Annotated in this window: 11 protein-coding genes and 1 pseudogene; 3 read left to right on the top strand and 9 right to left on the bottom strand. The window is 56.3% G+C overall.

The features are described from left to right. The first annotated feature begins 70 nt into the window (after window positions 1–70). Complete coding sequence (locus JMF94_RS06985; RefSeq protein ID WP_240824437.1) at window positions 71–1,993, top strand: cytochrome c biogenesis protein CcdA; 1,923 nt, start codon at window positions 71–73, stop codon at window positions 1,991–1,993. Window positions 1,994–2,162: 169 nt separating this feature from the next. Then, window positions 2,163–2,639, top strand: a complete 477-nt coding sequence (locus JMF94_RS06980; protein ID WP_240824436.1) for a chemotaxis protein CheW — start codon at window positions 2,163–2,165, stop codon at window positions 2,637–2,639. Window positions 2,640–3,091: 452 nt separating this feature from the next. On the opposite strand, the gene JMF94_RS06975 is transcribed toward JMF94_RS06980, so the two are convergent. The 4 genes and pseudogenes from JMF94_RS06975 to JMF94_RS06960 all read right to left on the bottom strand — a co-directional run bounded on the left by JMF94_RS06975 (window position 3,092) and on the right by JMF94_RS06960 (window position 7,137). Beyond that, the gene (locus JMF94_RS06975) at window positions 3,092–3,322 is read right to left on the bottom strand and encodes a hypothetical protein (protein ID WP_240824435.1); all 231 of its coding nucleotides are present in this window, start codon (window positions 3,320–3,322) and stop codon (window positions 3,092–3,094) included. Between the two features lie 9 nt (window positions 3,323–3,331). After that, window positions 3,332–3,916 (bottom strand): annotated as a pseudogene (locus tag JMF94_RS06970) (GDSL-type esterase/lipase family protein); the annotation flags it as partial. 40 nt (window positions 3,917–3,956) lie between these two features. Beyond that, window positions 3,957–6,632 (bottom strand): TIGR03960 family B12-binding radical SAM protein, encoded by a 2,676-nt coding sequence (locus JMF94_RS06965; RefSeq protein ID WP_240824433.1) that lies wholly within the window; start codon window positions 6,630–6,632, stop codon window positions 3,957–3,959. Window positions 6,633–6,795: 163 nt separating this feature from the next. Then, window positions 6,796–7,137: a hypothetical protein gene (locus JMF94_RS06960; protein WP_192111886.1), complete on the bottom strand. Its 342-nt coding sequence runs from the start codon at window positions 7,135–7,137 to the stop codon at window positions 6,796–6,798. A 101-nt stretch (window positions 7,138–7,238) separates the two neighbouring features. Here JMF94_RS06960 and rnc point away from each other — a divergent pair, with 101 nt between their 5' ends. Further along, on the top strand, window positions 7,239–7,982 hold the full coding sequence (rnc, locus tag JMF94_RS06955) for a ribonuclease III (protein ID WP_240824432.1): 744 nt from the start codon (window positions 7,239–7,241) through the stop codon (window positions 7,980–7,982). A gap of 115 nt (window positions 7,983–8,097) precedes the next feature. Here the strand turns inward: rnc and JMF94_RS06950 are convergent, their stop codons facing one another. From JMF94_RS06950 to JMF94_RS06930, 5 genes are all read right to left on the bottom strand, one after another. After that, window positions 8,098–9,006 (bottom strand): flagellin, encoded by a 909-nt coding sequence (locus JMF94_RS06950; protein WP_240824431.1) that lies wholly within the window; start codon window positions 9,004–9,006, stop codon window positions 8,098–8,100. Window positions 9,007–9,399: 393 nt separating this feature from the next. Then, window positions 9,400–10,128 (bottom strand): amino acid ABC transporter ATP-binding protein, encoded by a 729-nt coding sequence (locus JMF94_RS06945; protein WP_192112092.1) that lies wholly within the window; start codon window positions 10,126–10,128, stop codon window positions 9,400–9,402. A gap of 20 nt (window positions 10,129–10,148) precedes the next feature. Further along, window positions 10,149–10,826: an ABC transporter permease subunit gene (locus JMF94_RS06940; RefSeq protein WP_240824430.1), complete on the bottom strand. Its 678-nt coding sequence runs from the start codon at window positions 10,824–10,826 to the stop codon at window positions 10,149–10,151. Beyond that, on the bottom strand, window positions 10,819–11,568 hold the full coding sequence (locus JMF94_RS06935; RefSeq protein ID WP_240824429.1) for an amino acid ABC transporter permease: 750 nt from the start codon (window positions 11,566–11,568) through the stop codon (window positions 10,819–10,821). Before JMF94_RS06935 ends, JMF94_RS06940 begins: the two co-directional genes overlap by 8 nt. A gap of 104 nt (window positions 11,569–11,672) precedes the next feature. Next, window positions 11,673–12,584, bottom strand: coding sequence for a glutamate/aspartate ABC transporter substrate-binding protein (locus tag JMF94_RS06930; protein WP_240824428.1), 912 nt, complete (start codon window positions 12,582–12,584; stop codon window positions 11,673–11,675). Window positions 12,585–13,266: the final 682 nt, after the last annotated feature.

Raw genomic sequence — 13,266 nt, 5'->3', positions numbered from 1 at the left:
AGGTGTTTACGCTCATGCGGCCCTGCCTGTCAAGCAATTTGAAAAAAATCAGCTAAAAAGAGACAATGCATTGAAATATGACAAACTGGCCGTAGCTTCCGCCATGCCGCTTGCCCCGGTCTGGAGAGCACTGTGTGCAGGCCTCGTAGTGCTGTGCACCGCTGTTTTTATGAGTTTTGGGGCGCGGGCCGAGGATCTGCAACCAAGGCTTGAAACTGCCCGCGACGGGCAAAACCTGATTGCTGCGCTGCATATTGTTATTCCTGCGGAATTTCACGCCTACGGGCACGAACCGGGCGAGGCGGGCAGACCCACCACTGTGGCTTTTTCTGTAGCAGGGGGGCGGGCTTTGCCAGTCTATTACCCTGATGGAGCAGTTCAGCGCGATTATTACGATCCAGCGGCCACTGTGAACGTGTACGAAGGCAACGTGACCTTTTACATCCCCTTGCCGGCAGATGCTGCGGGAAAGCCCTTTGTGGCTGATTTGAGCATGCTTTTGTGCTCCAGCCGTAAGTGCATGCCCGTCAATGAACAAGTGTCGGGCGTGGTTGCGCGCGAATCCGCGCCCCTCAGCGGCATGCCCTGGCGCGTACAGTGGCAGGAATTGCAGCGTCGCGCGCCTGCGGTGCCGCCAGCAACCCCGGCGGAGGAGGACGGCAACGATGATGCGGCGGGCGATGCGTGGGCCAGGGAGTCCGCGCAGGCCACCACCAGTGGATGGGCAGAGGAAGGCATGGAAAAACTGCCGCCGCCGGATGGTTTTGACGTGCGCCTTTCGCCGCGTTTTCTTGATGATTCCATGGAAATTTCCGGCTTGGGCAAGGCCCTGCTGTTTGGCATACTCGCAGGCCTGCTGCTCAACGCCATGCCCTGCGTGCTGCCGGTACTTACCTTCAAGGTCAGCGGGCTGCTCATGGTTGGCGGGCGTGATGCCGCCGGGCTCAAGCGCTTTCGGCAGCACAACCTCTGCTTTGCAGCTGGGGTCATGACGCTGTTCAGCGCGCTGGCCCTTGTGCTGGGGCTTGCAGACCTCATGTGGGGGCAGCTTTATCAAAATCAGGCTGTGCTCATGGTCATGCTGTTGGTGGTCTTTTTGATGGGATTGTCCACTCTTGGCGTGTTCAGTCTGCCGGTTATTGACCTCAAGACCGGGGCCAACAGCAAAAATCCCTGCTTGCAGGCATATTTTACGGGGCTTGTTTCGACCTTTCTGGCCACGCCTTGCAGCGGCCCACTGCTGGGCGGTGTGCTGGGCTGGGCTTTTACCCAACCGCTCATCATAGTTGTTGTGGTTTTTTGGGCTGTGGGGCTGGGCATGGCCCTGCCGTACATCCTGTTTTGCATCTGGCCCGATCTGGCGCGTATTTTGCCAAAACCCGGAGCATGGATGCACGTATTTGAGCGCATAGTGGGCTTTATGCTCATGGGCACAGCGCTTTACCTGCTTTCTGTGCTGCCTGTTGAGCGGCATATGCAAGTGCTCACCGTGTTACTGGTGCTTTCGCTCTGCGCCTGGCTGTGGGGGCAGTATTGCGGCATAACCGCGCCGCCCCTGAGGCGCAAGATCATGGGCGTGCTGGGCGTGGGCCTGCTTGTGGCGTCTGTGTTCTGGGTGCTGCGCCCGGTTGCGCCCCTGCCCCAATGGCGACAATTCACGCCGGAGGCTTTTGAGGCCAATCTTGGCAAAAAGCCCATGCTGCTTGAGTTTACCGCCAACTGGTGCCCCAACTGTAAATTTATGGAAGCCACAGTGCTGACGGACGAGCGCATGCGCAAACTTCAGGCCCGGTACGGCATGGAACTCGTACGCGTGGACCTGACCAACGCCAATGCCTATGCGGTGCGCCTGCTGGACGCTTTGGGCAGCAAAAGTATTCCGCTCACAGCCATTTTCCCCGCCGGGGATGAGGCCGGGCAGCCGCTTGTGTTGCGCGATGTGTATAGCGCCCGGACACTTGAGCAGGCCCTGAACGAAACTTATGAAAAATAATGGCCTTTTTCGTAGATTGCCCTATGGTTCTTTACTGCCCTGCCGATATTGTCTAATGTGTGACCATACAGCAGTGCTTGAAATGGAAAAGAGGTCCACGGCCCAACGGTTGTCCCTCATGTAATTTTTCTGCACACGACTGCGGCCTACTTGCGACAAGGGAGCAGACATGGATCTGAGTCAAAAAAAACAGGAAGACGAACTTCTGCAACTGGTGACGTTCAGCATCGGTGAAGAAGAGTTCGGGGTGAACATCCTGAAAGTTCAGGAGATCATCCGCACCATGGAAATCACCAAGGTGCCCCGTGCTCCAGAATTTGTGGAAGGCGTCATCAATCTGCGCGGCAAGGTGATCCCCATCATTGACCTGCGTCGGCGTTTTGGTCTTGCCCCCAAGGGGCATGACAAAAACACGCGGATTATTGTCATTGAAATCAACAACATCATCGTGGGCTTTGTTGTCGATGCCGTCTCCGAGGTATTGCGCATACCCGCAAGCACGGTGGAACCGCCGCCGCCTGTTGTTGCCGGGGTGGACTCGGACTACATCAGCGGCGTGGGCAAGTTGCAGGATCGTCTGCTTATCATGCTTGACCTTGATAAGCTGCTTTCTGGCGACGACATGGAGTTGCTGACCTCCATCTAGCCCGTAGCCCGGCATCTGGCGCGGCATTGCCAGCAGAGTCGCGTGTGGAGGCTTGCGCCTGCGCCGATTTCTCTGACTGCGCCCGCAGTTTTCGGCATCCGTAGCGTAGCCACGTATACCTTGGCTGCTTGGTTGCCGTGTCAGCAGATTATGACAACATGCCGAAAGGGTATTTAAAACAGGCCGGGCGCAAGCTCGGCCTGTTTTAAATGGTGACGCAGTCAAACACTGCATTTGATCTCGTGGTGAACCGGGAAAAGAGGGGAGACGCGGAGGCGCGCCAGCGGCTGCTGTCTGCTGCAGAAAGCGCGCAAGCCTTTTATCTTGTGGCGGGATGACTGGTTGGCGCGTTTTGTCACGCGCAGGGAACCTGCACTACAAGGCAAACGCCGCAATGAGAAAAACGGCCCCGGCACTATTGCGCAGGAGCCGTATCAACAGAAAAAAGAGAATTATTTGCCCAGCGACTGCTGCCGTACCCGGCGGCTCGACCGCAGAAAAAGTTCCTCCACAATGACCTTTTCGTAATCAGGAGCCAGGGCAAGGTCTGTGTGCAAGGCATTGCACAACATGCTTTCAAGCTGCTGGGTTTCTTCCCAGATTTCGAGTAGTTCGTCATCAGCCATTGTTTTGACACGTTCTGCAAAAGGCTGTTCGTCAATAAAGGGAATACATGAACCCATTGTGTTCTCCTACTGCGCGGCGCGCATGAATTCACTTACGCATTGCTGCGCCAGCAGCGTTTGCGCCATCTGGGCGCAACCCTGTGATCCTGGGTGCAGCCCATCGCTCAGATCGTCCATATAGACGGAATTGGTTATCAAAAGCTCATGCACCTGCGCAAACGGAATGCCGCGCTGGTCGCACAGCATTTGTTGCAGCTTGCACAGTTGCGCGATGCGGGTGTTCGTTTCCGCTGCCGCAACGGGCGGCGGGCTGATCACCAGTGTGGGTGCGGTTGCCGTCGCTTGTTCCAGCACGGGTTGCAGCAGTGCTGCCGTCAATGCCGGGTCTGCGGGCTGGCCGCCGCCTGGGGCAGCCATATCCACCACGCCCACGCAAAAAACAAGGTGCGGCTTCATGCCGGGTATAAGCCTGTTTTCCAGCTCCTGCCGCCAGCGGGCGGCAATGTCAGCCGTGCCGTGCCGCCGTGCGCCCAGATTATAAAAGGTGGCGCGTGGTATGGGGCAAAGGCCTGCTGTGTGCGCAAGCACCGCCAGCCTGCTTACCCACCCGCCCGGCATGAGGCCATCGTTAACGCCTTGCGTCAGCGAATCGCCAAAAAAGAATCAGGCTGGTGTCGTATGCGGCATATGGTTACTCTGGATAGGATTGACCATCCGCAAATATCTGCGCTGTTTTAAGCAAGCCTATGCGCTGGCGCAGAATTTCGGGTGTTCCCAGGGTTTCAAGCACTGCCATGCAGAAAACCAGAGGAGACAAGTAACCGTTACTCCAGTCTGCCACAAATGTCACGGCCTCCACCTGACCCGCTGCATTGGTCTCTGTAGACCAGTCGCGCAACATCAGTCGGATATCTGCTGTGCGCGGGCCTTTCTTGGTATCGCGGGTAAACATGCGCTCGGGCAGCTTTGCAAATTCGGCAAAACAGCTGGCCGCATCTGCTGTTTCTTCCTGAGTGGGCATGCGCAGGGTAAAGGCCTCGGCAACGGCCTGTTCTGTGCGGCGGCTTTTTTCCACAGGTTCCACCCGCAGAACGTTCATGCCGGGGGGCAGCAGGGGGGCCAGGCGCGCGGCAACTTCTTCCGGCGGCAAATTTTTGTGAAGTGTAAGGGCAAACCACTCCGCCTGGCTTTCCACGCCCACAGGCAGCGCACGGCCAAAGGAGAGCAAGGGCATGGGGTGGAAACCCTGCGAAAATGCCAGAGGCATGGCAGCCCTGCGCAGAGCGCGGTCAAGCACGGCCTGCAATTCAAGCTGGCTCAAATATGCGCTACCCCCGGCCTTGCTGTGCCACAGGCGGTACTGGGCCGCCTTGACGGTCAGCTCCGCCGTGATCTTGGGCGGGCGGCTGGTTTGCGGACGACATACAAGGCGGCCTTCCTCGTCCAGGGTGGGCGCGTGGGCCATCTGGTCGCGCTGCGGCAAAATAAGCCTGTTGCGGTGCAGGGGCTGGCCTGGTTCGTCCGAGTCTGCCGGGGCGGATGCGTGTTGCATGCGTGAGGGGCCAGCCTTGGTGTCGCAGGCGCCGCACTGGCGGCACGCGCCGTAGCGGCAGTCGTCGGTAATTTTTTCCGTCAGGGCGCGTTCACGTTCACGCAACAGAAATTCCTCGGAAATGCCAGCTTCAAGGTGGCTCCATGGCAGGGCCGCGCCGGGTTCGCGCGGGCCGGTGCATTCCTGCGCGCTGATGCCGCATTCTTCAAGGGCTTCAAGCCAGGGCGGCAGAGAAAAATGTTCCATCCAGCTCGTGAAGACCGCACCCTTGCGGTAGGCCTTTTCCACCACGTCGGCCATACGGCGGTCTGCGCGCGACAAAACTCCCTCTAGGTGGCTCATGGCGGGTTCGTGCCAGCGCAGCTTGAGGAACTTCTGCCCCTTGAACTGCGTCCGCACCAGATTGACGCGGCGCTGGATTTCATCCTGCCCGATCTGCGGCACCCACTGGAAGGGCGTGAATGGTTTGGGCACAAAGGGCGAGAGGGCGGCTGTCACCTGTAAGCGGGGATTGCCGCGACCGGCGGCATCGCGCACCTTGCGGCAGATATCCGCAATGGCCGACAGATCTTCATCCGTTTCTGTGGGCAGGCCGATCATGAAATAGAGCTTCACAAGCCGCCAGCCGTGTTCGACCAGCTTCTGCGCGTGCAGCAGCAGGCCTTCTTCGGTAACGCCCTTGTTGATGACATCGCGCAGGCGCTGGCTGCCAGCCTCGGGGGCCAGCGTCACGCCAGTGCGGCGCAGATCGGCCATGCGCTCAATGATTTCGTCATCAATGGAGCCAACGCGCAGCGAGGGCAGGGAAAGGCTGATCTGCTCGCGGGCGCAGCGGTCAAGCACGCCGAAGCTCAGGGTCTTCAATGCGGAAAAATCGCCCGTACTCAAAGAAAGGAAGGAAATTTCGTCAAAGCCCGTTTCGTTCAGGCATTTGCTCAGGAGTTCATTGATATTGTCGAGCGAGCGCTCGCGCACAGGGCGGTAAACCATGCCCGCATGGCAAAAACGGCAGCCGCGTGTGCAGCCGCGCGCAATTTCGAGCGAAAGGCGATTGTGCACCGCGCCCACAGGCACAACCTGCCGCGTGGGGTAGGCCGCATTGTTGAGATCGGCCACAATGCGCCTCGTGGGACGCTGATAGTCATCGCGCAGGGGCTTGAGCGGGAACACGGGCGCGCCTGTGGCGTCAAATTCCTGCTGGAAAAGGGACGGCACGTATACGCCGGGAATGGTGCGCGATTGCAGCAGCATTTCATCGCGCGTCCAGCCCTGATCCAGAGCTTTTTCGAGCATGCGCAGCACGTCCGGCAGGCTTTCTTCGCCATCGCCGAGCACCATGATATCCACAAAGGGGGTCAGCGGTTCCGCGCTCAGCAGCGCGCCGCCGCCAGCAATAACCAGGGGGCATTGGGTGAGGCTCTGCGGCCTGTCTGCCGTGCGTAGTGGAATGCCCGCCAGATCAAGCATGTAGAGCACATTTGTATAGCAGAGCTCGTGCGTGATGGAAAAGCTCAGGCAGTGCATGCTGCCTAGGGGCGTGTCTGATTCCAGCGTGGCAAGAGGCGTATTGTGGGTGCGCAAGATATCTGCGGCTTCCTTTTCAGGAGCCATGACGCGTTCTGCCCACCAGCGGGGTTCGCTGTTGACGATATTGTAAAGAATTTTTTGCCCAAGGTAGGACATGCCCACATCATAGGTATCGGGAAAGGCCAGGGCCACGCGCAGGCGTACGTCTTCGGGGTTCTTACGGCAGGCGTTGTCCTCAATGCCCGCATAGCGGCTGGGTTTGGGCAATAGGGGCAGCAGTGGGCGCATGTCTATCCTTGTGTGGGTTGGAGAAAAGGCGAAGGGTGCAAAAAGGGCGGCGTTTTGCGCCGCCCCAAGAGTGATAGCAAACCCCGTTTCTCGGGTATTGCGCCGTTAAAGTCGGCAAAGCCGCCTGGCGCAAAGGGGTTTGCTGCAAGAGTTCTTCTTGTAATTACTTGATCAGGCCGCTGCCGGAACCGCCAAAGGGTTCGGAGCTGAACTGCATCTTGCCGAGGCCGCCGGCCACGGTCAGATTGGTGCAGGCTTCAATGTACTTGTCCTGCAGTTCCTTGGGGGTGTTGGCATAGCGGTAGAGGAAATTTTTTCCCTCAATGCTGCCCGTAAAATCAGGTTCAAAGGGATAGCCGTAGGGCAACAGCATCATCTGCACACCCTGCTGGGTGGGGACAGTCTGAAGGGTGGCCACCTCGTTAAGGCAGTCCTTGTCGGCGTCATACTTGCCGATGATCAGTTCGCCCGTCACCAGCTTCATCAAACGGATATCATAAGCCATGCTCAACTCCTCGGTAGTCGTTGGTTTTACCTAGGCATTGGCGCAACGCATGTCAAGGTATTTTATGTTGCCAACAGTTTTGAAATGACTACAGTACGGACATGCAGAATTTTGACGCACCCATCAATACAGACCCCGCAGCAGCGGCCAAAGTGCTGGAACCAGTGCTCGGGTATGTCTTTACAAAGCCCGCGCTGCTGGATCTTGCCCTGACGCACAGCTCGTGGGCCAATGAATGCGGCACAGGGCAAAACCATAACGAACGCCTTGAATTTTTAGGCGATGCCGTGCTTGAACTGTGCGTCTCTGCCCAGTTGTTCAGGCGGTTTCCTGACGCACGCGAAGGCGAGTTGACCAAGATGCGGGCGCATCTGGTGAGCACCGTAAGCCTTGCGGAGCGGGCACGAAAGATTGGGCTTGTTACCTTGCTGAAACTGGGACGGGGAGAAGAAAGTCAGGGGGGCCGCAATCGCGATGGCGTGTTGAGCGATGCGCTGGAGGCAGTGCTCGCCGCCGTGTATGAGGACGGCGGTTTTGCTGCAGCCCAGAACGTGGTAGCGCGGCTTTTTGCCGACCGCTGGCCCACGGCTGCAAGCAAGACCATGCCCAAGGATTATAAGACCAGGCTTCAGGAAGCTTCGCAACAGCGCTTTGGCGAAGCGCCGCTCTATACCCGCATGGGCAGCCAGGGGCCGGAGCATGCCAAAATTTTTGAGATAGCCTTGCGGTTGCCGGATGGAACCGAATTTGCCGCCACTGGCAGCAGCTGCAAAAAGGCGGAACAAAATGCCGCCCAGCAGGCGCTTGCCGTTCTTGAATCTACTGCAATACCAAAAAAGAACTGACAAATCCCCAATATGCCGCCGCAAAGCATGCGGGCATAATCGGGATTGTCCCGGCCCGGGGGCACAGCCCCCGGGCCTCCCATCTTTGGTCCACCACAGCCTAGTTTATGATGGCCTAACCGCCGATAAGCTTCATGGCCATCTGCGGCAAGGAGTTGGCCTGCGACAACATGGCCACCGCAGACTGGGTGAGAATCTGGTTGCGGACAAAGGACGTCATTTCTGTCGCAACGTCCACGTCGGAAATACGGGATTCAGCAGCCTGGAGATTTTCAGCCTGGGTATTCAGGTTGGTAATCGTATTTTCCAGACGGTTCTGCACCGCGCCAAGGTGCGCGCGGATTTTATCCTTGGACACAATGGCCTTCGTGATGGCCTCAAGCGACTGCTGCGCGGCCTGCTGCGTGGAAACTGTGCCGCCCGCGCGCAAGGCGTTGGTAGCGTTGTCGATGGCTTGGTTGCCAATACCAAGGGAAGACGCGGTGGTGCTGCCGATGGTGATATAGTAATAGTCTTCTGCGGAATCGTTGCCGGTGCCAAAGTGAACCTTCAGCTTGCCTGAAGACGTCATGCCGCTGCCATCGTGCGTGTCAGAGGACAACGTGCCGTTCAACAGGTGGATGCCGTTGAAATCGGTGGCGTTGGCGATACGGGTAATTTCCGAAGCCATTGCCTGGTACTCGGACTCGATCATCAGGCGCTGCGTGGAATCATAGGTGCCGGTGGCAGCCTGTTCCGCCAGTTCCTTCATGCGCGTGAGCTTTTCGTCGATGATGCCAAGCGCGCCGTCGGCGGTCTGGATCATGGAGATAGCGTCATTCGCGTTACGCGCACCCTGATGCAGGGTGGTTATGTCGGCGCGTTGCAGTTCTCGAATTGCCAGTCCTGCGGCATCATCAGCGGCGCTGTTGACGCGAAGACCAGACGACAAGCGCTGCATGGATTTTCCCAGTGCCGAGTAATGCGCGTTTAAATTTCTGGCCGTGTTGTCGGCCATCATATTATGGTTAATGACCAAAGACATGGGACACCTCCTGGTGGTTACTAAGCTGTACTCGCCAAGATGCAATCCATGTGCCAATAAAAAAAATTGTTATAATTTAAATAGTTATAAGATTAGAATTCCCAAGGGAAAAATTTTCCCTCTCCGGAGAGGAATTTTTGACAGTATATCAAGGCATTCGCTCAGACCACTTTGCTTGCTTCAAACATGGAGGCTGACTGCAGAAGGATTTTGTATGATGAGGCAACTTCTGCGCACGATGCACAGGCAGCCTTGAGCGCAGGCATACGCTTTAGGAAAAGGTATTCGTTAAGGTCGTGAGCCGTGCGCACCACACAGAAAAACCCCGGCCTGTTCCCCCATGTATCAGGGAACAGGCCGGGGTATGCTGTTGTCAGCGCCCTAATGCGGCGATTAGTGCGGAATGATGTTGGCCAAAAAGTCCTTGGCGCGCTGGGTTGCTGGATTGTCGAAGAATTTGTCCTTGGGGGAGTCTTCGAGAATCTGGCCGCTTTCCATAAAGAGAACCCGGTTAGCGACCTTGCGGGCAAAGCCCATTTCATGGGTAACGACCATCATGGTCATGCCTTCGTAGGCCAGTTCAACCATGACATCCAGCACTTCGTTAATCATCTCGGGGTCAAGTGCGGAGGTTGGCTCGTCAAAAAGCATGGCCACGGGATCCATGCACAGGGCGCGGGCAATGGCAACGCGCTGCTGCTGCCCGCCGGAGAGCTGTGAAGGATACTTTTCCGTTTGCTGTTCAAGACCGACCCGCTTGAGCAGCATGTGGGCCTTTTCCATGGATTCTTCGCGGTTGCGCTTGAGCACCTTTTCCTGAGCCAGAACAAGGTTATGGATGATGTTCAGGTGCGGAAAAAGCTCAAAATGCTGAAAAACCATGCCAACGTGGCTGCGGAGCTGGGCCAGGTTGGTCTTTTTGCTGGTTACTTCTGTGTTGTTTACAAAAATCTTGCCAGACTGCACGGGTTCAAGGCCGTTCACGGTTTTGATCAGTGTGGATTTTCCCGAACCGGAAGGCCCGCATACCACAACAACCTCGCCCTTGTGTATGCGCGTGCTACAGTGGCTCAGCACATTGAAGTCACCGTACCACTTGGATACGTTTTCCAGAATGATCATGGCTTCATCGGTGGGATTAATCATTGATTGAGTCTCTTTTTTACCATGGTTACGGTGGCTGACACACAGAGGCAGACCACAAAGTAGCCGGATCCTGCAATCAGTACCATATCAATTTCATAGCCTGTTGTTTTGCCAATGTTGGAAGCGGTGCGGAAAAAGTCGGCAAGGCCGATGATGTACACCAGGGCGGTATCCTGAAAAAGAATCATGCCCTGAGTCAGCAGCAGGGGCGTCATAACGCGGAATGCCTGCGGCAGGATGACATAGGTAATGGTTTGCGACTTGGTCATGCCAAGCGCAAGGGATGCCGCATACTGGCCGCTGGAAACACTGCGCATGCCCGCGCGGATAATTTCTGCATAGTAGGCCGCCTCAAATGCGGTAAAGGCCACTATGGCGGAAACAAGCCGGATGTCTGTTTGCGGCGAAAGATTGAAAAATGAAGTCAAAAACTGCGGCACAATAAGGTAGAACCACAACAGCACCATCACAAGGGGGATGGAGCGGAAGCAGTTCACGTAGGCGGCAGAGAGCCAGCGCATGGGCGCGTAAACAGAAATGCGCGCCACTGCCAGCAACGTGCCTAGCACCATGCCAAAGGCAATGGCCGTGATGGTGATCTTGAGCGTTACCATTGCCCCCTGCGCAAGCAGGGGGAGGCTCTGCTGGATGATGCTCCAGTCTATGCTAAACATTTTTGCCTCCTGTGCTCATGGAGGGCAAACGCATTTTGTTCTCCAGCAGTTTCATGGAACGCATGACCACAAAATTCAGGAAGGCGTAGGCAAGCGTAACCGCAATGAACGATTCATACGCGTAGCCGGAAAATTCCAGAAGGCGGTTGGCCTGCGCGGTCAGTTCGATAAGCCCCACAGTTGAGGCAACTGCGGAGTTCTTGACCATATTGAGCATCTCGGAGGTCAAAGGCGGAATGATAATGCGGTAGGCATTGGGCAACAGAACATGACGATAGGTTTGCGGCAGCGTAAGGCCAAGAGCCAGGGCTGCGTAGCGTTGCCCGCGCGAGAGGGCCTGAATGCCAGACCTGACCTGCTCACAGACGCGCGCCCCGGTAAAGAAACCCAGCGCGCAGGTGGAAATGATAAAAAATTGGATGTTGGGGTTCAGTTCTGCCTTAAACCATACACTTGCTTTGTAGGGCAGCAGGTCTGGTGCTGCAAGGTACCATATGAAAAACTGAACGATAAGAGGTATGTTGCGAAAAATGGTCACATAGGCTGCGCCAATGTTGCTCAAAATCTTGTTGGGCAGAGTGCGGAGAATACCGAAAAAAGAGCCCAGAAGAAAAGCCAGAATCCAGGCACAGACAGACAGGGCCACTGTCGTCAAAAAGCCGTCCACCAGCCAGCTAAAGTAGGTGACGTTTCCGAACGGCGCCTGCTCAAAAAAAATGCCCCAGTTCCAGTTAGCCTGCATTCGTTGGTTCCATCCCTGTGTAAAAAACGTATCTCATTGCAGCGGGCTTAAACGCATGCCCGGGAGCGCCCGCTTGCGCCTGAAGCTCCCGGGCATGCCTAAAATCAGTTCAGGGCCTTATCGTTGGGGGCCTTGAAGAGAGCCTTCATTTCATCAGACATTTCAAAATTCATGTTCATGTTCTTGGGCGGAATGGGCTGCATGAACCAGCGGTTAAAGGACTTTTCGGCATTGCCGTTGCCCTGTTCCGCAGCGATCACGTCGTCGAGCAGCTTCTTGAACTGGGCATCACCCTTGCGCACCATGCAGCCGTAGGCTTCAAAGCTCTGCGGGGTACCCACGATGATCCAGTCAGCGGGCTTTTTGGCCTTGGCGCGTTCGCCGGCAAGCAGGGCGTCATCCATAAAGAAGGCCACAGCGCGGCCAGATTCCACTGTACGGAACGCATCGCCGTGGTCTTTTACGCTGATGATGTTGATGGCGAGGCCCTTCTCGTCATTCATCTTGTTCAGCAGTTTTTCAGACGTGGTGCCGGAGGTCACGGCAACGTTCTTGCCCTTCAGGCCGTCAAAGTCCTTGATGCCGGAGTCTTTGTTGACCAGCAGGCGGGTGCCGATGATAAAAAAGGTGTTGGAGAAGTCAACCTGCTGCTGACGTTCCAGGTTATTGGTGGTCGAGCCACACTCGAAATCAAAGGTGCCGTTCTGCAGCAGGGGAATGCGGTTCTGCGAGGTGATGGGCACAAAACGCACCTGGAGGTTGGGCATGTTCAGCTGTTTTTTAACGGCTTCCACAACCTTGTTGGAATAATCCTGTGCGTAGCCGATAACGTTCTGCTGAAGATCGTAGTAGGAAAAAGGCACGGAAGATTCACGGTGACCCACAACAATCACGCCAGTATCCTTGATTTTTTTCAAGGTCCCGGTGAGTTCCTCTGCCTGCGCCTGGCCGCCCTGAACAGAGGTCAGCAGAAGCAGAGCCGCAAGAGCGGACAAAATGGATTTCTTCAGCGCCATGGTTTCCTCCTGGAATGGCATTTACGGAAGACGGCGCCCCGTTGCCAAATAGCAGCGCCGCCCAAGAAAACTACCTGGAAAATGGTGTTTGCCAAACCCATAAAAGCAAAGCCTCGCACTCGTTGTTTACGGTGCTCTGGTTTTGATGGGGTGCCGTTGTGCAAGAGCACGTCTACGGCAAACAGTTTCCCTGAGTCTCTGCCAGAGTGCAGTGTCTGCGCTCATCGGGCGCGCCGATGCTGGCAGGCAAGAAAGCCGGGTGCGCTATCGTGGTTCAGCGCACGCCGCTTCACGCTTCTGTGAACGATACGCGGCAACCGACAAAGAAAAATACCAAACCATGCGGCGCTTAGCGGTGCATGATCCATCGCTGACTGGTGCCTTGGGGGGGAGGCGTCGCTGCGTTCTTGAGCACTTAAATGATGCGAAAATGTATTCGCAAAATTTTACGTCACATGTTCAGGCGTTTACCCCGGCGGGTAAAAAGCACTCGCGCCTCATAATCAGGCGCTTGCTCGCACAGCCTTAAGAGCGATTACAAGGTGAAATCGCTCCTAGAATACAGGAACCACAAGCAGTTATGTTTGCGGCAGGATACCTGCATCAAAATTTTCATTAAAATACCTCGGCATCATTATAAATATTGGCTTTGGTGTCAATATGACATCCGCTTGTGTTGACC

Source organism: Desulfovibrio sp. UIB00, from assembly GCF_022508225.1.
Lineage (GTDB): Bacteria > Desulfobacterota > Desulfovibrionia > Desulfovibrionales > Desulfovibrionaceae > Desulfovibrio.
The sequence above is the reverse complement of the archived record's forward strand: the minus strand, read 5'-3'. Positions and strand labels throughout refer to the sequence as shown.